16 protein-coding genes and 1 pseudogene are annotated in these 19,277 nt (G+C 65.3%); 7 read left to right on the top strand and 10 right to left on the bottom strand.

The window, feature by feature from the left end; all coding sequences use genetic code 11:
- A pseudogene (locus tag L610_RS20190) lies at positions 1–1,109 on the top strand (hydantoinase/oxoprolinase family protein); the annotation flags it as partial.
- Positions 1,110–1,139: 30 nt separating this feature from the next.
- On the opposite strand, the gene L610_RS09185 reads toward L610_RS20190, so the two are convergent.
- A complete protein-coding gene (locus L610_RS09185; protein ID WP_024846301.1) occupies positions 1,140–2,615 on the bottom strand; it encodes a sodium:alanine symporter family protein in 1,476 nt (491 codons plus the stop codon).
- A 247-nt stretch (positions 2,616–2,862) separates the two neighbouring features.
- Here L610_RS09185 and L610_RS09180 point away from each other — a divergent pair, with 247 nt between their 5' ends.
- Both L610_RS09180 and deoA read left to right on the top strand, forming a co-directional pair.
- Positions 2,863–5,040 carry a malate synthase G gene (locus L610_RS09180; protein ID WP_144704458.1) on the top strand — a complete coding sequence of 726 codons (2,178 nt, stop codon included), beginning with the start codon at positions 2,863–2,865 and terminating at the stop codon, positions 5,038–5,040.
- A gap of 16 nt (positions 5,041–5,056) precedes the next feature.
- Complete coding sequence (deoA, locus tag L610_RS09175; protein WP_144704455.1) at positions 5,057–6,373, top strand: thymidine phosphorylase; 1,317 nt, start codon at positions 5,057–5,059, stop codon at positions 6,371–6,373.
- A gap of 325 nt (positions 6,374–6,698) precedes the next feature.
- Here the strand turns inward: deoA and coaBC are convergent, their stop codons facing one another.
- Genes coaBC through ubiE form a run of 5 tightly spaced genes read right to left on the bottom strand, consistent with a single transcriptional unit; the run spans position 6,699 to position 10,982 of the window.
- Positions 6,699–7,919, bottom strand: coding sequence for a bifunctional phosphopantothenoylcysteine decarboxylase/phosphopantothenate--cysteine ligase CoaBC (gene coaBC / locus L610_RS09170; protein WP_144704451.1), 1,221 nt, complete (start codon positions 7,917–7,919; stop codon positions 6,699–6,701).
- On the bottom strand, positions 7,916–8,326 hold the full coding sequence (locus L610_RS09165) for a type II toxin-antitoxin system VapC family toxin (RefSeq protein WP_144704448.1): 411 nt from the start codon (positions 8,324–8,326) through the stop codon (positions 7,916–7,918). Before L610_RS09165 ends, coaBC begins: the two co-directional genes overlap by 4 nt.
- Entirely contained in the window at positions 8,323–8,565 is a 243-nt protein-coding gene (locus L610_RS09160; RefSeq protein ID WP_024846297.1) for a hypothetical protein, read from the bottom strand. Before L610_RS09160 ends, L610_RS09165 begins: the two co-directional genes overlap by 4 nt.
- A gap of 49 nt (positions 8,566–8,614) precedes the next feature.
- Positions 8,615–10,189, bottom strand: a complete 1,575-nt coding sequence (ubiB, locus tag L610_RS09155; protein ID WP_024846296.1) for a 2-polyprenylphenol 6-hydroxylase — start codon at positions 10,187–10,189, stop codon at positions 8,615–8,617.
- 13 nt (positions 10,190–10,202) lie between these two features.
- Positions 10,203–10,982: a bifunctional demethylmenaquinone methyltransferase/2-methoxy-6-polyprenyl-1,4-benzoquinol methylase UbiE gene (ubiE, locus tag L610_RS09150; protein WP_024846295.1), complete on the bottom strand. Its 780-nt coding sequence runs from the start codon at positions 10,980–10,982 to the stop codon at positions 10,203–10,205.
- A 114-nt stretch (positions 10,983–11,096) separates the two neighbouring features.
- On the opposite strand from ubiE, the gene L610_RS09145 reads away from it, so the two are divergent.
- Positions 11,097–12,077, top strand: coding sequence for an adenosine deaminase (locus tag L610_RS09145; protein ID WP_144704467.1), 981 nt, complete (start codon positions 11,097–11,099; stop codon positions 12,075–12,077).
- Between the two features lie 86 nt (positions 12,078–12,163).
- Complete coding sequence (gene upp, locus L610_RS09140) at positions 12,164–12,793, top strand: uracil phosphoribosyltransferase (protein WP_144704445.1); 630 nt, start codon at positions 12,164–12,166, stop codon at positions 12,791–12,793.
- Between the two features lie 1,119 nt (positions 12,794–13,912).
- On the opposite strand, the gene L610_RS09135 is transcribed toward upp, so the two are convergent.
- A complete protein-coding gene (locus tag L610_RS09135) occupies positions 13,913–15,022 on the bottom strand; it encodes a GGDEF domain-containing protein (RefSeq protein WP_246658971.1) in 1,110 nt (369 codons plus the stop codon).
- Between the two features lie 284 nt (positions 15,023–15,306).
- Here L610_RS09135 and fmt point away from each other — a divergent pair, with 284 nt between their 5' ends.
- Together fmt and truA are read left to right on the top strand one after the other, a co-directional pair.
- Positions 15,307–16,245 carry a methionyl-tRNA formyltransferase gene (gene fmt / locus L610_RS09130; protein ID WP_144704442.1) on the top strand — a complete coding sequence of 313 codons (939 nt, stop codon included), beginning with the start codon at positions 15,307–15,309 and terminating at the stop codon, positions 16,243–16,245.
- A 15-nt stretch (positions 16,246–16,260) separates the two neighbouring features.
- Complete coding sequence (gene truA, locus L610_RS09125; RefSeq protein ID WP_144704439.1) at positions 16,261–17,004, top strand: tRNA pseudouridine(38-40) synthase TruA; 744 nt, start codon at positions 16,261–16,263, stop codon at positions 17,002–17,004.
- Here the strand turns inward: truA and L610_RS09120 are convergent.
- The 3 genes from L610_RS09120 to L610_RS09110 form a co-directional block, all read right to left on the bottom strand.
- Positions 16,998–17,594, bottom strand: a complete 597-nt coding sequence (locus tag L610_RS09120) for a transporter (RefSeq protein WP_144704436.1) — start codon at positions 17,592–17,594, stop codon at positions 16,998–17,000. The genes truA and L610_RS09120 overlap by 7 nt on opposite strands.
- Position 17,595: 1 nt before the next feature.
- A complete protein-coding gene (dapE, locus tag L610_RS09115) occupies positions 17,596–18,783 on the bottom strand; it encodes a succinyl-diaminopimelate desuccinylase (RefSeq protein WP_144704461.1) in 1,188 nt (395 codons plus the stop codon).
- Positions 18,784–18,855: 72 nt separating this feature from the next.
- The gene (locus L610_RS09110) at positions 18,856–19,224 is read right to left on the bottom strand and encodes a DUF805 domain-containing protein (RefSeq protein ID WP_371712980.1); all 369 of its coding nucleotides are present in this window, start codon (positions 19,222–19,224) and stop codon (positions 18,856–18,858) included.
- Positions 19,225–19,277: the final 53 nt, after the last annotated feature.

Below are 19,277 nucleotides of genomic sequence, written 5' to 3'. Positions count from 1 at the left end.
GCTTCCGCACCATGGTCGAGGCGGTGGCGATGCACACTTTTGGCCTCGGCGGCGACTCAGAGGTTTCACTTGAGGACGGCGGCCTGCGTCCGCGCATCGTGCTGGGACCACGCCGACTGGTGCCGCTGTCGCTGGCGGCAAGCCGGCATGAAAGCGTCATCGAGGCGCTGGAGCGACAGGTTCGCGCGACGACGATGGGCCGGCTCGACGGCCGCTTTGCGCTGCGCACCGGCGTTCCCGACCGCCACGCGGCCGGGCTGACGCCGGCGGAGGAAAAGCTCTACGCGACGATCTCTGCGGACCCGCAGCCACTCGACCGGCTGCTGACCTCGAACGCGCAGGCAGCGACGCTCAACCGGCTGGTCGCGCGCGGGCTGGTGCACATTTCCGGCTTCACGCCCTCGGATGCGGCGCATGTGCTTGGACGCCAGTCAAACTGGAACGCGGAAGCCGCGCGGCTGGGCGCAACGCTGTTTGCCAAGCGCAAGGACGGGCGCGGTGAGCCGATCGCCTCGGCGCCGGAAGAGGTGTCGGAAATGGTGCTGGCGGCGCTGACTCGGCGCTCGGCCGAAGTCATTCTCGAGACGGCCTTTGCCGAGGACGGCTTCCACGGCTCGGATGCGGTCAACCACGAGCTGGTGCAGCGCGCGCTCGAACAGCGCCACGGCATCACGAAAATGACGCTTGCGCTCGACCGGCCGGTGATTGGCCTCGGCGCCTCCGCCCCGCTGCACTATGCGAAGCTTTCGGGCCTCGTCGGAAACGACTGCGTGGTGCCGGAAGACACCGACGTCGCCAATGCGCTGGGCGCTGTGGTCGGGCAGGTGAGGGTGTCTGCGGAAATCCAGATCAGCCAGCCGCAAGCCGGCATCTTCCGCGTGTCGTCGCCCGAGGGGCCGATTGATTTCGGCGACGAGGAAAGGGCGATGGAGGAAGCGACGCGTCTGGTGCGCGATGCGGCTGCGCGCCGTGCCGAGCAGGCCGGGGCTGACGATGCCGAGATCGTGCTCGACCGCGACATCCGCACCGCTACCGTCGAGGGCCAGCGTACCTTCGTGGAAGCGGTGATTACCGCGACGGCTTCGGGCAGGCCGCGTATCGCGGCCTGACCAGTTTCGCGTGTCCGCCTGACCTCAGCGTCAGACGATGGCTTCGCCTTCGTGCCGCAAAGGCTTGGCGTAGGGCTGTGCCTCCTTGGCATAGGGCCATGCGGTTGGATCGATGTCGAGATCCCTGAAGTCGTCGGGGTTGAACACCGGCCGTGAGATACCGGCTGCCAGCTGCGCCCGGTAATCGTTGAGCACGCGCAGGGCGACGGGGAACAGCATCATGATGGCGACCAGATTGACCAGCGCGAGCAAGCCCATCAGCGGATCGGAGAAGAAGAACACCGAGGTTGCGCCCGGCGCGATCGCGCCGAGGAAGGCCATAGCGACCACGGCTATTCGCAGGATGTGCACGGCGACCGGATGCGTCGTCATCACCGACAGCGCCGTCTCGCCGAGATAGTAGTTGTAGATGATCGTCGAGAACGAGAAGAGCACGATCATGATGGTCAGGTAGTACAGCGACCAGGTGCCGAACTGGCTGGCCAGCGACTGCTGCGTCAGCACGATGCCGTCGATGCCTTCTGCCCCCGGCTGGTAGACCGGGCTGAGCAGGATGAGGAAGGCGGTGCAGGTGCAGATGACGATGGTGTCGATGAACACCGACAGCGACTGCGTGATGCCCTGGCTCATCGGGTGACGCACCAGCGCGGTGGCCGCCACGTTGGGTGCGGAGCCGAGACCCGCCTCGTTCGAGAACAGGCCGCGCCGCAGGCCTTGCGCGAGCGCCGCACCGACGCCGCCGCTGACGGCTTCCTCAAGACCGAACGCGTTGGCGACGATGCTCCACAGCACCCCCGGGAGTTCGGTGATGTTGACGATGATCGTGAGCAGCGCGAGCGCGATGTAGCCGAGCGCCATGATCGGGATGATGATGTCCGACGCCTTGGCGATACGCTTGATGCCGCCGTAGACAATGAAGGCGGTGATGATGACGAGCGCGATCGCCGGCCAGATCCGGTCGACGCCGAAGCCTTCATTGACTGCGCCGGCAAAGGTGTTGCCCTGGAACGCGTTGAAGCCGAAAGCAAAGGCGGCCATCAGGCAGATGGCGTAGAGGATGGCGAGCCACCGGTAGCGCTGGCCGATGCCGTGGATGATGTAGGAAGCCGGACCACCGCGATAGGTGCCGTCGCCGACGCTGCGCTTGTAGAGCTGCGCCAGCGTGCATTCGACGAGGCTCGTTGCCATGCCGACCAGCGCGATCGCCCACATCCAGAATACGGCGCCCGGACCGCCAAGCGTAATCGCCACCGCGACGCCGGCGATGTTGCCGCCGCCCACGCGACCGCCAACCGAAACGAGCAGTGCCTGACGTGCACTGACCGCGTTGGGGTCCGCGCCCTCGTCGTCCGACGTCAGGACCCGGAACATGCGGAAGAAGTATTCGAACTGGACGAAGCCGGTCATCGCCGTGATGAAGATGCCGAAGACCACGAGGATCGGAATAAGCGCCCATCCCCAGGTCAGGCTATCGAGAAGTGAGAAGAAGCCGGTGATCCATTCCATCTTGCGTCCCCTCTCAAGGGCTTGAAGTTGCTCTGGTCGGTCCCGTGCTCTGTCCCCCTTTTTAATTTGCCCCATCACGGCAGCCGATCGGACAGTATTTGTTCAATTCGCTTGCCGGTGCAACCAGCCGCTTCGCCTGGCCGAATTGCGCCCGGATCAGCAACAGTCTTTCAATACACACGCGAATTGACCCGCAGCCCCGGGCGTGGTGAAAGACCTGCGCAATTGACATCTATTGGAGGTAAGCATGTCGGATCGCGTCAACGCGCACGGTCTTCAAATCGCGGCGGAGTTGCACCGCTTTGTAGCGGAGGAGGCGCTTCCGGGGACCGGAGTAGAGGCAGACGCGTTCTGGGCAGGCGTTGCCGCCATCGCCAGCGAGCTGACGCCGAAAAACCGGGCGCTGCTGGCAAAGCGCGACGAGCTGCAGGCGAAGATCGACGACTGGCACCGCGCCAACGGCGCGCCGTCGGACATGGCCGCATACGAAGCGTTCCTGCGCGAGATCGGCTACCTGCTGCCGGAGGGCCCGGAGTTCACGGTCACGACCGAGAACGTCGATCCGGAGATCGCCGTCGTTGCCGGCCCGCAGCTGGTCGTGCCGGTGATGAATGCGCGCTATGCGCTCAACGCCGCCAATGCGCGCTGGGGCTCGCTCTATGACGCGCTCTACGGCACGGACGCCATTCCGGAAGATGGCGGCGCCGAGAAGGGCAAGGGCTACAACCCGGTGCGCGGCGAGAAAGTGATCGCCTGGGCCCGCAACTTCCTCGATGAAAGCGCGCCGCTTGATCGTGCGAGCTGGAAGGACGCGAAGTCGTTCGCGATTGCCGAAGGCCGTCTGGCGGTGACGCTCGAGGACGGCGCGATGACCGGCCTCACCGATGGCTCGCAGCTTGCGGGCTACCTTGGCGATGCGCTCGCGCCCACCTCGATCCTGCTGACGAAGAACGGCCTTCACCTCGAGATCGTCATCAACCGCGACAGCCCGATCGGCAAGACCGACAAGGCCGGCATTGCCGATGTCATCCTCGAGGCGGCGCTGACGACGATCCAGGACTGCGAGGACTCGGTCGCCGCCGTCGACGCCGAGGACAAGGTCGCCGTCTACCGCAACTGGCTTGGCCTGATGAAGGGCGACCTTGCCGAGGAAATCGAGAAGGGCGGCAAGACCTTTACCCGCAGGCTCAACCCGGATCGCGAATACACCGGCGTGGACGGCAAGAAGCTGGTGCTGCCAGGCCGCTCGCTGATGCTGGTGCGCAATGTCGGTCACCTGATGACCAACCCGGCGATCCTGCTGGCCGGCGGCTCCGAAATCCCGGAAGGCATCATGGATGCCGCGATCACCGCGCTGATCGCGCTGCATGACGTCGGCCCGAACGGCCGCCGCGCCAACAGCCGCGCCGGCTCGATGTATGTCGTGAAGCCGAAGATGCACGGCCCGGAGGAAGTCGCCTTCGCGGTCGACCTCTTCACCCGCGTCGAGAAGCTGGTCGGCATGGCGCCAAACACCATCAAGATGGGCATCATGGACGAGGAGCGCCGCACGACGGTGAACCTCAAGGAGTGCATCCGCGCCGCCAGGGAGCGCGTGGTGTTCATCAACACCGGCTTCCTCGACCGCACAGGCGACGAGATCCACACCTCGATGGAAGCCGGCCCGATGATCCGCAAGGGCGACATGAAGCAGGCCGCCTGGATCGGCGCCTACGAGCAGTGGAACGTCGACATCGGCCTCGAATGCGGCCTTTCCGGCCGCGCCCAGATCGGCAAGGGCATGTGGGCGATGCCCGACATGATGGCTGCGATGCTGGAGCAGAAGATCGCGCATCCCAAGGCTGGTGCCAACACCGCCTGGGTGCCGTCGCCGACGGCCGCCACCCTGCACGTGACCCACTACCACAAGGTCGACGTGCATGCGGTGCAGGAGAGCCTGCGCAATCGCGAGCGTGCGAAGCTGTCGGATATCCTGTCGGTTCCGGTTGCGACCCGTCCGAACTGGACGCCCGAGGAAATCCAGCGCGAGCTCGACAACAATGCGCAGGGCATTCTCGGCTATGTCGTGCGCTGGATCGACCAGGGCGTCGGCTGCTCCAAGGTGCCGGACATCAACGATGTCGGCCTGATGGAAGACCGCGCGACGCTTCGCATCTCGGCCCAGCACATGGCGAACTGGCTGCACCACGGCGTCGTTTCGCGCGATCAGGTAATGGAGACGATGAAGCGCATGGCGGCCGTCGTTGACCGGCAGAACGAGGGCGACCCGCTCTACCGGCCGATGGCGCCCGACTTCGAGAACTCGATTGCCTTCCTCGCCGCCTGCGACCTCGTCTTCAAGGGCCGCGAGCAGCCCTCGGGCTACACCGAGCCGGTGCTGCACGCACGGCGCCTCGAGCTGAAGGCGCGCGACCGGGCCGGCTGATCGAAAGGAAAGCCCCATGTTCCCGCAGGAGATCATTCGCAAGAAGCGTGATGGCGGGGACCTGAGCCGGGAAGAGATCGTCGCCTTCGTCGACGGTCTCGTCTCGGGGAGCTTTTCCGAAGGCCAGGTGGCGGCATTCGCCATGGCAGTCTTCTTCAACGGCATGAGCCGCGACGAGGCGGTGGCGCTGACGTTGGCGATGCGCGATTCCGGCTCCGTCCTCGACTGGTCGGACCTGCCGGGGCCCGTTACCGACAAGCATTCGACGGGAGGCGTTGGCGACAACGTCTCCCTTTTGCTTGCGCCGATCGTCGCCGCCTGCGGCGCCTATGTGCCGATGATTTCGGGGCGCGGTCTCGGCCACACCGGCGGCACGCTCGACAAGATGGACGCCATTCCGGGCTATGTGAGCCAGCCGGACAATGCGCTGTTCCGCAAGGTGGTGCGCCAGACGGGCTGCGCCATCATCGGCCAGACCGCCGATCTCGCGCCGGCCGACAAGCGCTTCTATGCCATCCGCGACGTGACGGCGACGGTCGAGTCTGTGCCGCTGATCACTGCCTCGATCCTGTCGAAGAAACTCGCCGCGGGGGTGCAATCGCTGGTGCTGGACGTCAAGGCCGGCAACGGCGCCTTCATGTCCTCCACGAAGGCGGCCTCGGCGCTGGCGCAGAGCCTCGTCGAGGTTTCGGACGGGGCGGGGCTGCCGGCAAGCGCGCTGATTACCGACATGAACCAGCCGCTGGCGAGCGCGGCCGGCAATGCGCTGGAGGTGGCGAATGCCGTCGAGATGCTGACCAGCCGCCGGCGCGACCCGCGCCTGCGCGAGGTGACGATCGGCCTCGCAGCCGAAATGCTGCTGGCCGCGGGAATTGCTCAGACGCATACGCAGGCCGAACGCCGCGCAAGCGATGCGCTGGAAAGCGGTCGAGCAGCCGACGTGTTCGGGCGGATGGTGGCAGCGCTTGGCGGGCCGGCGGATTTCGTCGAGCGCTATCAGGACTATCTGCCAAGGGCGCCGGTGGTGCGCGAGGTGAGGTCGGTCGCGTCCGGCTTCGTCACCGGCATCCGCTCGCGCGAGATCGGCATGGAGGTGGTGGGACTCGGCGGCGGCCGCACGAGGCCCGAGCAGGAGATCGACCATGCGGTCGGGATCTCCGACATTCTGCCGGTTGGCGCCGAGGTGCGCGCGGGCGACCGGCTCGCGCTGGTCCACGCGCGCAGAGAGGCTGAGGCGGATGAGGCGGCGGCCGCGCTCACTGCCGCCTATTCGATCGGCGAGGCCAGACCCCGCACACCGAAGGCGGTGTTGAGAAGGGTGAGGGCAGGGTAGGGACGGCGGAGGTAGCCGCCCGGTCTGCGGCGTCGGCCCATGCTTCGACGTTCAGGCATGGATCCTCGGGTCGAGCCCGAGGATGACGAAATTGAGAGGTATTCGTGTTGCCGGCAAAGTCACGGGACCGAAGCACCTCCGGCCGGCATCAGCGTCTCCGCATTGTTCTGCGGCGCTTTTCCCGTCGTCATCCTCGGGCTTGACCCGAGGATCCATGCCTGAACGTTTCAGGAAGGGGCGCGTCGTTGCCGCCTCCGCAGCCTGAGAATCCTCCCCCATTTATGGTGGAGGCGCGTTGTGGAGTGCGAGTTGCGAAAAAGACCAGTTACTGCAGCCTTCTCGCGATCATCTCCGCAAGGCGTGCGGCGGTTTCGTCCTTGGAAAGCTCGGGCCAGTCCTCGACGCCGTCTCGCGTCACGATCCGCACCGAATTGCGGTCGCCGCCCATTACGCCGCCGGGATTGATGCCGCTGTCGTGCGACACGTCGTTGGCGACGATCAGGTCCGCGCCCTTCTTGTCGAGCTTCTTGCGCGCGTTCTCTATGACGTTCTGCGTCTCTGCGGCAAAGCCGACGACAAGGGCAGGGCGCTGCGCGTGATGGCCGATGGTGGCCAAAATGTCAGGGTTTTCGACCATCTGCAGGGAAGGCGCGCCCTTGCCGGGCTCCTTCTTGATCTTCTGGCTGGCCTCGCCCTCCGTGCGCCAGTCGGCGACGGCGGCGACGAACACGCCGGCATCGGCCGGAAGCTCGGCTTCGACCGCTGCCAGCATCTGCCGCGCCGTCTCGACGCGATGAACGGAAACGCCCGCGGGATCGGGAATCGTCACCGGCCCGGATACGAGGCGCACGTCGGCGCCGAGTTTTGCGAGGGCTGCCGCCAGCGCGTGGCCCTGCTTGCCCGAGGAACGGTTGGCGATGTAGCGGACCGGATCGATCGGCTCATGCGTCGGGCCGGAGGTGACGATGATCTTCTTGCCCGCAAGCGGCTTCGGAGTGTCGTCGAGGAGAGCGGCAATCGCCGCGACGATGTCGAGTGGCTCGGCCATCCGGCCTTCGCCGGCCTCGCCGCTTTCGGCCATCTCGCCGCGCATCGGCCCGACGAAATGGATGCCGTCGCGCTGGAGCGTCTCGCGGTTGCGGCGCGTCGCAGGATGGTTCCACATCATCGGATTCATGGCTGGCGCAATCAGCACCGGCTTGTTGGTCGCCATCAGCACGGTCGAGGCAAGGTCGTCGGCATGGCCATGCGCCATCTTCGCCATCAGGTCGGCGGTTGCAGGCGCGACGACGAGAAGGTCGGCCTCGCGCGACAGGCGGATGTGGCCGACATCGTGCTCGTCCTGGCGGTCGAACAGTTCGGTGAAGACGTGATCGGCGGAAAGCGCCCCGACGGAGAGCGGGGTGATGAATTCCTGCGCGCCCTTCGTCATCACGCAGCGCACCGCCGCACCCCGTTCGCGCAGCCTGCGGATCAGGTCGAGGCACTTGTAGGCGGCAATGCCGCCGCCAATGATGAGCAGGATGCGCTTTTTAGAAAGGCTCATGGCCGCCTCAATACGGGTTCGATGTCGGTGTGGGCGAAATCATCGCCCTTGAATAGCAGCAAAAGGTTTCGCGATTTCGCCAGCGCGTAGGAAAAGCAGTCACCCATGTTGAGCCTGGCCGGATGACCGGAGCCTCGGCCATAGGTCGTGTACGCGCGTCGCGCGATAGCGAGTTGTTCGTCGTCAAAGGGCACGGACGTAAGGGCGAGAAGATCGAGGAGCGAAAGCAGTCGAGCGCTGCTATCGACGAAGCGGATACCGCGCGCGACACAGCTAAGCTCAAACAGGGTCGCAGAACTGATGAATACGGCATCGGCTTCATGGAAGGCCACCTTGAAACCGGCGGCCTCGGCCTCGTCGTTGAGCAATGCGATGATGGCGGAAGTGTCGGTGACGAACGAATTCACCGAAGGCCTTCTTCCCACATCTCGTCACTGACCTGCTTGAGGTCAAATGGCTCTACCGGCTTGCGTCCCAATGCGGACATGGCTTCGATCGATGGCTTGGGCCGCGCAGGCGCGGTCGCAGCCCCGCGCGCCAAAGCTTCGCGCGCCTCCTGTTCCATCGACACGCCGCGCTCGGCAGCCCGCTTGCGGATCGCCTGCTTCACTTGCTCCGGAACGTTCCTGATCGTCAGGGTTGCCATGTCTGCCTCCACTGCCAGCAAAATAGGTTTTGCTGTCATTGCAGTCAAATCACCCAATCTGCCAGCCTATCCAGGCAAGCAGCGCGGCGATGACCCAGAGGGCAATGCGGCCGGAGCGGGTGTGGCGGGCTTCGGCCTGACCGATCTTGCGGGCGGTTTCGTCGTCGAAGCGAAGGCCATTCTCGGCCATCGCGTCGATTTCGCGCGACAGCCGCTCGGTGCGGGCGGCGATTTCCGGCGCCTGCCGGGCAAGGGCGGCGGCGGCGTGCAGGCCGTCGCGCAAATCGTCGAGCATGCCCTTGGGGCCAAGATTGTCACGGATCCAGCTGCCGACGACGGGTTCCGCCGCGCGCCACATGTTGAAGGTGGGGTCGAGCGTGCGGGCAACGCCCTCAACGACGACCATGGTCTTCTGCAGCAGCACCAGCTCGGTGCGCGTTTCCATGTCGAAGAGCTCGGTCACCTCGAACAGCAACGTCAGCAGCCGCGCCATCGAAATGGTCTCGGCCGGCTGGCCGTGGATCGGCTCGCCGATCGCGCGGATCGCCTGCGCGAAGGCGTTGACGTCATGCGTGCGCGGCACATAGCCGGCTTCGAAGTGAACCTCGGCCACGCGCAGATAGTCGCGGGTGATGAAGCCGTAGAGGATCTCGGCGAGGAAGCGGCGCTCCTTCTTGCCAAGGCGGCCGGCAATGCCGAGATCGACGGCGACGATGGTGCCATCCGCCTCGACGAACAGGTTGCCCGGGTGCATATCCGCATGGAAGAAGCCGTCGCGCAGCGTGTGGCGCAGGAACGACTGGATCAGCGTGACTGCAAGCTTCGGCAGGTCGTGGCCGGCGGCGAGCAGGCCCTCGACGTCGTTCATCTTGACGCCGTCGATCCACTCCATGGTGATGACGTCGCGGCCGGTGCGCTCCCAGTCGACCCAGGGCACGCGGAAGCCGGGATCGCTCTTCGTGTTCTCGCCGAGTTCGGAGAGGGCCGCAGCCTCGAGGCGCAGATCCATCTCGATTTTGGTGGTCTGGGCGAGACCTCGCGTCACTTCAACGGGCTTTAGGCGGCGCATCGACGGCATGAACCGCTCCTGCATCCGCGCCGCGAGGAAGTAGCTTTCAAGGTCGGCGTAAAAGCGCTGGCGCACGCCCGGACGGGTCACCTTGACCGCGACCGGTACCTCGACGCCGTTGCGATTGACGCGTGCCGGGTGGACCTGCGCGATGGAGGCGGCTGCAATCGGCTCCTCGAAGGAGGTGAACAGCGCGTCGATAGGACGGCCCAGCGAGGCCTCGATTTCCTCGACGGCCTCCGCCATCGGGAACTTTTCCATCCTGTCCTGGAGGTTGGCGAGGTCGGCGGCAATTTCCGCGCCGACAACGTCCGGGCGCGTCGCCAGGAACTGGCCGAGCTTGACGTAGGACGGGCCGAGGCGGTCGATCGCGCGTGACAGCCTGAGCTCGCGCCGCTGGTATTTCGCGCCGCGCCGGGTCAGCAGGCGCGCGATGCGCCAGCCGAACTTCGGCATGCCGTAAAGCTGGTCGCCGGGCAGGGCGGCGATGACGCCTTCGCGGGTCATGATCCAGCCGGCGCGAACCAGCCGGAACCAGGCGGCGATGGTGCTCATCCGTTCTGCCGCCTCAAAGCTTCCAGCCCGAGTGGCAGGCGGCGATACCGCCCGAATAGTCGCGCCAGGTCACGCGCTCGAAGCCGGCGCGCTCGACCATGGTCGCAAAATTCTTCTGGTTCGGGAACTTGCGGATCGACTCGACAAGGTAGCGGTACGGCTCGCCGTCGCCGGTGACGGCGTCGCCGATGCGCGGGATCGCGTTGAACGACCAGGTGTCATAGAAGCGGTCGAGGAGCGGCGTGGTGACCTCGGAGAATTCCAGCACCATGATGCGCCCGCCGGGCTTGAGCACGCGGTAGGCTTCGCTCAGCGCCACGTCGATGCGCGGCACGTTGCGGATGCCGAAGGCGACCGTGTAGGCATCGAAGGTGTTGTCCTCGAACGGCAGTTCCTCCGCATTCGCCTCGACGAAGTCGACGTAAGACGAGAGCCCGCGCTTGTCGGCGCGGTCGCGGCCGACGGACAGCATCGAGCCGTTGATGTCGAGCACGGTGGCATGGGCATTGCGGTTCGATGCCTCGACGATGCGGAAGGCGATGTCGCCGGTGCCGCCGGCAACGTCGAGCACGCGCCAGTCGGGTCGGGTCTTCGGTGGATTGAGCCAGGTCACCATCGCGTCCTTCCAGACGCGGTGCATGCCTGCCGACATCAGGTCGTTCATCAGGTCATAGCGGTTTGCGACCTTGTGAAAGACCTCGTTGACGAGGCCCTGCTTCTCACCCTGGCCGACCTGGCGAAAGCCGTAGGCTGTTTCCATGCCGCCTGAAGCGGTCGTACGCTGTTCGGACATACGCGTCACCCGTTCGAATTTGCGCCGGACCATAGCCGATGATGCACCCGCGCGCTATTGTTGATCCCGCGATTAACGGCCGCGCCTCGCGTGCGGGAAATGCCGGAGAAGCGTATGGTGCTGAAGGCCGAGATCCACTGCCATATCGAGGGAGCCGCAGCTCCCGAACTCGTCATCGAGCAGGCACGAAAGTACAACCAGCCGACCGACGGCTTCATCCGCGACAACACCTTCGTCTGGCATGACTTCACGTCGTTCCTCGCGGCCTATGACTTCGCGGCTGACCTGTTTCGCACCGAAGAAGACTATGCCCGGCTCGCCGAGCATTATTTAAGCTCGCTGGCGCGTGATGGTTGCATCTACTCGGAAGTCTTCACCTCGCCCGATCATGCCCGGCGCGCGGGGCTTTCGCCGAAGGCCTATACGGATGCGCTGGGCGAGGGGATGCTACGCGCAAAGGCCAAGACCGGCATCGAAGGCCGCATGATCGTCACCGGCGTGCGCCATTTCGGCGTCGAATCGGTCGAGGCTGCGGCGCGCTTCGCGGCGACCTGCCGGCACCCGCTGGTGACTGGCTTCGGCATGGGAGGCGACGAGCGCTTTGGCGACACGGAAGACTATGTCCGCGCCTTCGAGATTGCCCGCGAGGCAGGCCTTGGCATCACCACCCATGCCGGCGAGTTCGGCGGCTGGGAGAGCGTGGCGGATGCCCTCAATCACCTGCGCCCGAGCCGGATCGGCCACGGCGTACAGGCGATCGAGAACCCGGACCTCGTCAAACGGATCGCCGACGAAGGCATCGTGCTGGAGATTTGTCCGGTCTCCAACATCGAGCTCAAGGTGTTTCCGTCCTTTGCCGAGCATCCGCTGCCAAAGTTTCTCGCCGCAGGCTGCAAGGTGACGCTCAACTCGGACGACCCGCCCTATTTCTGGACGTCGCTGAAGCGCGAATACGACGAGGCAGAGAAGCAGTTTGGCCTCACCGCGCGGCAGCTGCACAAGATCACCCGCACCGCGCTCGAAGCGGCATTCGTCGACCGCAAGACACGCGCGCAACTGCTGGCAAGGCTCGACGCGGCGGCGCCGAGACGCTGAAATCTGTGATTGCGGGCTTTGCCTCGGTATTCGCGCGGGGTAGGAGACGATAGATTGGTAGCAGTAACCGGTATGCGGAGAGACAGATGCAGGGCGTAACAGTCGTCGACCATCCACTTGTGCAGCACAAGCTGACCATCATGCGCGACAAGGATACGTCGACGGCGAGTTTCCGCCGCCTCCTGCGCGAGATCTCGCTGCTCTTGTGCTACGAGGTCACCCGCGACCTCGAACTCACCACCCGCACCATCGAAACGCCCCTGGTGACGATGGAAGCACCGACGCTCGAGGGCAAGAAGCTGGTGTTCGCCTCGGTGCTGCGCGCCGGCAACGGCCTGCTCGACGGCATGCTTGACCTGGTGCCGGCCGCGCGCGTCGCCCATATTGGCCTGTACCGCGACCATGACACCCTGCAGGCGGTGGAATATTTCTTCAAGGCGCCGAGCAATCTCGAGGATCGCCTCGTGATCGTTGTCGACCCGATGCTGGCGACGGCCAATTCGGCGATCGCGGCGGTCGAAAAGCTCAAGGAGCGCGGCGCGACCAACATCCGCTTCCTCTGCCTGCTCGCGGCCCCCGAGGGCATCGAGCGCTTCACCACGGCCCATCCCGACGTGCCGGTCTTCACCGCCTCGATCGACGAGAAGCTGAACGAGAAGGGCTATATCGTCCCCGGCCTCGGCGACGCCGGCGATCGGATGTACGGGACGAAGTAGGGAGTAGGGGCTTAAGGGCTTAGGGGAGTAGGGAGCTAGGGGACTTAGGGTGGCGGCGCCTGCTCTTTGATCTGCACCGCTGGCGTGACGGAACCGTTCAGGCATGGATCCCCTGCTCGCGCCCGCTTCGCGGGCTTGGCGGGGATGACGAGGTTTTGGTGTCGTGGTCTCACGTTACCGACTACCGAGAGGGACGTCGCACTCGTCTCGCCAGTTTCTTGTTGCGCTTCCACTTCGTCATACCCCGGCTCGACCGGGGTATCCATGCCGGAACGCTTCCGGCTCATCAGCGGTGAAGAACAGGGGCGGCCACCGCACTTGTTCGCCAGGCCTTCGCTAAGGTGCGCGCGAGCCCGGAGCGCGACGGATGAGCATGGCAGCGAGTGCGCGACTGCCGGTAGCGTGGAGATGTTCAGGCATGGATCCCCTGCTCGCGCCCGCTTCGCGGGCTTGGCGGGGATGACGAAGTGGAGGCGTTTAGGCGAAGCGGCAATGGCCGCGCGAAGCCCTTTGCCCCTCGTCATCCTGGGGCAAACGGAGCGAAGCGGAGTGCGACCCATGGATCCATGCCTGAACGCTGACGCCCCNCCGCGGCTCAAGCCGAGGATGACGAAGCTGGCATGGTGTCGTGCGATCGCGGATGCGCCGGGGCTTTGGACGCTCGCGGCAACAGATCCCGCAGCCGGGGTTCGGCGCTCCGCGAGCCCCCTCCGGCGCTTCGCGCCACCTCCCCCGCGGTGCGGGGGAGGATCCGAGGTCGCGGACTTTCACGCGCGCCGCGTCATCTTCGTAGGCGCAACTTGTGCGGCAGACGGTTCAACCAGTCATCGGTTAGCAGAGCTCAGCGTTTCTCGTTTTCCGGCACATCAACGGGCACGCCCGGATCCTCCCCCGCATCGCGGGGGAGGGGAACCACCGAAGGTGGTGGAGGGGGCTGTCAGGGCGTCGAGGTAAAATAGGGAGCAAATCCGAGCTGGGCTGATGCAAGTTGACCAGGTCGTGCTCAATCCGGCCGAAGCCATGATCGAATTGCCGGGCATAGTATGTTGAAATGCCCGCTGTGCAAGCGGGTTGTAAGCGTAGCTGCCCTAACCCTTCCGGTGCTGCCCGGCCTCTCGCCTAGTCCCTGCGATACAGCAGCCAGTTCTTCATCAGGCCGCCTTCCTCGAGATGGGAGGCGCGGGTAACGCGGTTGCGGCCGGCAGCCTTAGAGGCATAGAGCGCGCGGTCGGCGCGGCAGTAGAGGTCGTCGGGGCCCTGCGCCTGCGCGGCCATGCAGAGGCCGACCGAGACCGTGATCGGTCCGTAGTTGGTAGCGTTGGAAAAGTTCAGGAACGGGGCGGTGCTGACAGCATTGCGGATCTCTTCCGCGACCTGTGCCGTCTTGTCCTCGTTGAAGCCGTGCAGGATGACCGCGAACTCCTCGCCGCCGGTGCGGGCGACGAAGGCGCTTTCCATCGTGGCCGAGCGGATGATGTTGGCGACCAGCTGGATGATGCGGTCACCCACCGGGTGGCCGAAGCGATCGTTGATCTGCTTGAAGCGGTCGATGTCGATCAGGATCAGCGAGCCGAACATCGGCCCGCGCGCATCGTCGTAAATTGCGGTGAGCGTCCTGTCGAAGGCGCGGCGGTTGTAAAGCTGCGTTAGCGAATCCGTCTCCGCGAGGCGCTTGTACTCCTCGAGGGTGGTCTTCATTTCCTGCAGCTCGTTCGACTTGTCGCTGATCGTCGAGGTGAGATGGCGGCGGTTGTCGATTGAGGATTTCGTCGCGGTCGCGGTAACGCTGATGATCCGCTCCAGAAACTCGCGGTTGAGCGGCGGGCGGGCGCTGAGGCCCGTCGAGGCCTCGCCAAGGATCTTGCCGTAGGTCTCCATCGACGCCCGGTCCTTCTTGAGAAGGGCCAGGATCTCCGACAGCTTTTCCATGATGCTGTCGCGGGCCTCGGAGATCAGCCAGGAATCGTTGCGCGGAAGGAATTTGCGCGCGATCTCGTCGAGATCCTTCTGCGACGGGCGCGAACCGAGTGCCGAGAGGGCGTCGGACAGCTCCTTGTTGCCGCTGGTGATGGCCTCGTAGAAGAGTTCGTAGTTGCGCGGCAGACCGGCGACGGCCAGCTGTCGCATGGTGTAGACGATCGTAGCTGCGGGGTCCTTGCGCCCGCCCGCGGTGTCGTTGGCGCGCGGCGCTGCCTGTGCCGGCTGTGATGCCTGTTTCCCCGTACCCAAAGTCGCTACCCCCTCGCGCACTTTATGCCCAGGCAATCCAGCAGACGGTCATCTCGGTGACCGTACCAATTCACCAGAAGGCGCAGCATTCGTGCAGCCGTCGAGGATCAAAGCTAACGTTACGTAATTAAGCGGAGGTTAATTGTTGAGGCGGAGCTAATAGCGCCAAGTAATTTTGAGCCAATTCTTTACGGGTTTAGCGGCCTCTGAGCCAATTCGTCGCAGGGTTGACCTTGCCGGAAAATGCGCGTTGAAGCAGGGCGACGAACAGCTACAGGACCACAATGCCTCTGAAAATTGTCTTCATGGGAACGCCGGAATTTTCCGCCGAGACGCTGCGCGCGATCCTCGACGCGGGGCACGAGGTGGTGGCCGTCTACTCGCAGCCGCCGCGCCCGGCGGGGCGTCGCGGGCTGGAACTGACCAAGTCGCCGGTGCACCAGCTGGCGGAAAGCCGGGGGCTGGAAGTGCGTACGCCCACTTCGCTGAAGCGCGAAGACGAGCAGGAAGCGTTCCGCGCGCTGGATGCCGATGCCGCGGTCGTCGTTGCCTACGGGCTGCTCTTGCCAAAGGCGATTCTGGAAGGAACCCGCTTCGGAGCCTTCAACGGGCATGCGTCGCTGCTGCCGCGCTGGCGCGGGGCGGCGCCGATCCAGCGCGCGATCATGGCGGGCGATGAGCGCACCGGCATGATGGTGATGAAGATGGATGAGGGTCTCGATACGGGCCCGGTCGCGATGACCGAAGAGGTTGCCATCGGCCCGCAGATGACGGCGGGCGAACTGCACGACAGGCTGATGGAAGTGGGCGGCAGGCTGATGGTCGAGGCGCTGGCGGCGCTGGAGGCGGGCACCCTGACGCTGACGCCGCAGGCGGAAGACGGCGCGATCTACGCCAAGAAGATCGGCAAGGACGAGACGCGGGTCGACTGGACCCGTCCGGCGGCGGAGGTTGACCGCCACATTCGTGGCCTGTCGCCGTTCCCCGGCGCGTGGTGCGAGATGAAGGTTGGCGACCGTGCCGAGCGCGTGAAGCTGCTGCGCTCCGCGCCCGCGGAAGGGAAGGGCGAGCCCGGAGAGATCGTCGGCGACGACGGACTGGTCGTTGCCTGCGGCCAAGGGGCAGTGCGGCTGATCGAAGTGCAGCGCGCCGGTGGCAAGCCGATGGGCGCGGACGAGTTCCTTCGCGGCGCGAAACTCGTTAAGGGAGACCGGTTCCTCTGAACCCGGACCCAGCGTATGCCTCGTTACCGCATCGACATCGAATATGACGGCCAGGGCTATGCCGGCTGGCAGCGCCAGGCGGAGCTGCCTTCGGTGCAGGGCGCGATCGAGAGCGCGATCTTGGCCTTCAGCGGCGAGAGCGTGACGATCCGCGGCGCGGGGCGGACCGATGCCGGGGTGCATGCGACGGCGCAGGTGGCGCACTTTGATCTTCCGCGCGAATACACTTCAGACAAGGTGCAGGGCGCGCTCAACGCGCACCTGAAGCTTGCGGGCGAGCGGGTGTCTATCCTCAAGGCGGCGATCGTCTCCGACGATTTCGACGCTCGCTTCTCGGCCAAGGCTCGCCACTATCTCTATGCGATCCTCAACCGCCGCGCACCGGCGGCATTGATGCGAGGCAATGTGTGGCACGTGCCGCGCCCGCTCGACGTCGATGCGATGCACGAGGCGGCGCAGCGGCTCCTCGGCAAGCACGATTTCACCACGTTCCGCTCGGTTCAGTGCCAAGCGGCGAGCCCGGAAAAGACGCTCGACCGGCTCGACGTCATCCGCAATGGCGACCTTATCGAGGTCCATGCCTCGGCGCGCTCGTTCCTGCACAATCAGGTGCGCTCGATGGTGGGCTCGCTGAAGCGGGTGGGCGAGGGTGCGTGGACGGCTGATGATCTCGAGGCCGCGCTGAAGGCTGCCGATCGCTCGCGCTGCGGCCAGGTCGCGCCGCCGGACGGGCTCTATCTCGTCGGCGTCGACTACTGAAGCGACGGCACGCCCAGAAGATCCTGAAGCAGGAACAGCACCAATAGCGACGCGATCAGCATGCCGGTGAAGACGCCGGTTGCGACCGCGGGCCCTTTGTTGAGGGCCGCGTTGGTGAGGCGCCAAGACAGCACCATGCTGACGAGGAAGATCACCAGCGCGATGGTCGTCGCGACTTCGCCTGCGTCAGGCCAGACAAGGCGCAGAAGGTTGGTCGGCAGCATGAACCACGCAAACAGCGCCGTAGCCCAGTTCGTCGCCACCACATAGTGCACGAAGCGGTCGCGAATGCCGATCATGCCGGCGACGAAGGCAAGGCCGACGATGGGCAGCACCCAGGCGCCGAAGTCGACCACGGCCATGCGCAGCACCAGCCCGAAGCGCTCGGAGGCGCTGCCGCCGCCCATGGTAAGGTCCGCGGCGAGCGAGGCCCAGCCTGACAGCATCACCGGCAGGGCGACGATGATCGCGTAGAACGAGTTCCAGAAGCCGTCGATGCTGATGTCGAGTAGCCTGATCCCGTCGCGGCGTCCGGTCATCATCTGCCAGACACCGGTGAGATGGCGATGGACGTCGACGGCGGGGAGCATGTCAGCCGAACCAGTCTTCGAGGAAACGCTGATAGATTTGCGTCAGTGTCTCGAGATCCTCAAGGGCGACGCGCTCGTCGACCATGTGCATGGTCTGGCCGACGAGGCCGAATTCGACGACCGGGCAGTAGTCCTTGATGAAGCGGGCGTCGGAGGTGCCGCCGGAGGTCGACAGCGCCGGCTTGCGACCGGTGACGGCCTCGACCGACGAGCTCAGCGTGTTGACGAGCTTCTCGTCGCGCGTGAGGAACACGTGGCTCGGACGGTCGCGCCAGGTGAGCTCGTAGTCGATCGGCTCCTCCTTGCCCTTGCGCAGGCGCTTGCGCGCGGCGGCGCGATCGAGCCGGTTGTGGATCTCGGCCTGCACCGTCTCCGCCGTCCAGTTGTCGTTGAAGCGAATGTTGAAGGTGGCCTTCGCCTTGGCCGGAATGACGTTGGTGGCGGCGTTGTCGACGTCGATGGTGGTGACTTCGAGATTGGAAGGCTGGAAGTCGGCCGAGCCTTCATCGAACGGCGGATCGAGCAGCGAGTCGACCAGCGTGACGAGGCCTCGAACCGGATTGTCGGCGAGATGCGGATAGGCGACGTGGCCCTGGCGGCCGTTAACGACAATGTCGCCGGAGACGGAGCCGCGGCGGCCGATCTTGATCATGTCGCCGAGGACATTGGGGTTCGTCGGCTCGCCAACGATCGAGGCGTCCCACTTCTCGCCGCGTTGGGCGGCCCATTCGAGCAGCTTGATGGTGCCGTTGACGGCCGGGCCTTCCTCGTCGCCGGTGATCAGCAGCGACACGGAACCCTTGAGCGAACCCTTTTCGGCGACGTGGCGGGCGACGGCGGCCACGAAGCAGGCGATGCCGCCCTTCATGTCGACCGCGCCGCGCCCGTACATGAAACCGTTGGATATCTCGGCGGAAAAGGGCGGATGCGTCCATGCGGCCCCGTCGCCGACCGGCACGACGTCGGTGTGACCGGCGAACATCAGGTGCGGGCCGTTGCCGGACAGGCGCGCGTAGAGGTTCTCGATGTCCGGCGTACCGGAATCGGTAAAGGTGACGCGCTCGGTGCTGAAGCCGAGCGGCTGCAGCATGGCCGAAAGCGCGGTCAGCGCGCCGCCTTCCGCCGGAGTGACCGACGGGCAGCGAATGAGCGTTGCGAGGTTCTCGATGGGGTCGACTGGCAGATTCATGATCCGCGAGGGATAGTCCAATCGCGGCGGCATGTCATCATGGACCGGCCGGTCCAGTTGCTGGGCCAGAGGCTATTTCGGCGCGTTGGTGTAGCGGCCGAACTGGTTTGCGCCGGGCGTTCCCGGCATCAGGCAGAGCGCCACGAAAACAAGAAAATTGAAGAGCGGCACGAAGAGGAGAACCGCATAGAGGCCGGGCTTGCCAAGGTCGTGCAGGCGCTTGGCCCCGAGCGCCGCCTGCGTCCAGAGAGACGCGAACAGGGCGACGACGAGGGCGGTATCCCAGCCGGCGCTGCTCACCCCCGCCTGCTGGGCGAGGGTAACGCGATAGACCAGAAAAACCACGATGATCATCATCAGCATTCCGGCCAGGAAATAGGCCGCGCGGCTAACCCGGCCGGAAAAGCTGAAAAAGAGCCAGAAAATCTGGTTGCTCGCCAAAATTCGGCTCCGCTGTCTGTCTCGTGGTCAGATGGTGGCTGGAAGGCCGCCGA

The sequence above is a fragment of the Aminobacter sp. J44 genome, assembly GCF_007829415.1.
In the GTDB taxonomy this organism is placed as follows: Bacteria; Pseudomonadota; Alphaproteobacteria; order Rhizobiales; family Rhizobiaceae; genus Aerobium.
Note: the sequence above shows the minus strand (reverse complement) of the source record. Positions and strands in the feature narration are given on the sequence as shown.

Bases quoted from the DNA above. Each gene is read 5' to 3' on its own strand.
- L610_RS09185 (WP_024846301.1), bottom strand. From the start codon at position 2,615: ATGGAATGGATCACCGGCTTCTTCTCACTTCTCGATAGCCTGACCTGG.
- L610_RS09180 (WP_144704458.1), top strand. From the start codon at position 2,863: ATGTCGGATCGCGTCAACGCGCACGGTCTTCAAATCGCGGCGGAGTTG.
- deoA (WP_144704455.1), top strand. From the start codon at position 5,057: ATGTTCCCGCAGGAGATCATTCGCAAGAAGCGTGATGGCGGGGACCTG.
- coaBC (WP_144704451.1), bottom strand. From the start codon at position 7,919: ATGAGCCTTTCTAAAAAGCGCATCCTGCTCATCATTGGCGGCGGCATT.
- L610_RS09160 (WP_024846297.1), bottom strand. From the start codon at position 8,565: ATGGCAACCCTGACGATCAGGAACGTTCCGGAGCAAGTGAAGCAGGCG.
- ubiB (WP_024846296.1), bottom strand. From the start codon at position 10,189: ATGAGCACCATCGCCGCCTGGTTCCGGCTGGTTCGCGCCGGCTGGATC.
- ubiE (WP_024846295.1), bottom strand. From the start codon at position 10,982: ATGTCCGAACAGCGTACGACCGCTTCAGGCGGCATGGAAACAGCCTAC.
- L610_RS09145 (WP_144704467.1), top strand. From the start codon at position 11,097: ATGGTGCTGAAGGCCGAGATCCACTGCCATATCGAGGGAGCCGCAGCT.
- upp (WP_144704445.1), top strand. From the start codon at position 12,164: ATGCAGGGCGTAACAGTCGTCGACCATCCACTTGTGCAGCACAAGCTG.
- fmt (WP_144704442.1), top strand. From the start codon at position 15,307: ATGCCTCTGAAAATTGTCTTCATGGGAACGCCGGAATTTTCCGCCGAG.
- truA (WP_144704439.1), top strand. From the start codon at position 16,261: ATGCCTCGTTACCGCATCGACATCGAATATGACGGCCAGGGCTATGCC.
- L610_RS09120 (WP_144704436.1), bottom strand. From the start codon at position 17,594: ATGCTCCCCGCCGTCGACGTCCATCGCCATCTCACCGGTGTCTGGCAG.
- dapE (WP_144704461.1), bottom strand. From the start codon at position 18,783: ATGAATCTGCCAGTCGACCCCATCGAGAACCTCGCAACGCTCATTCGC.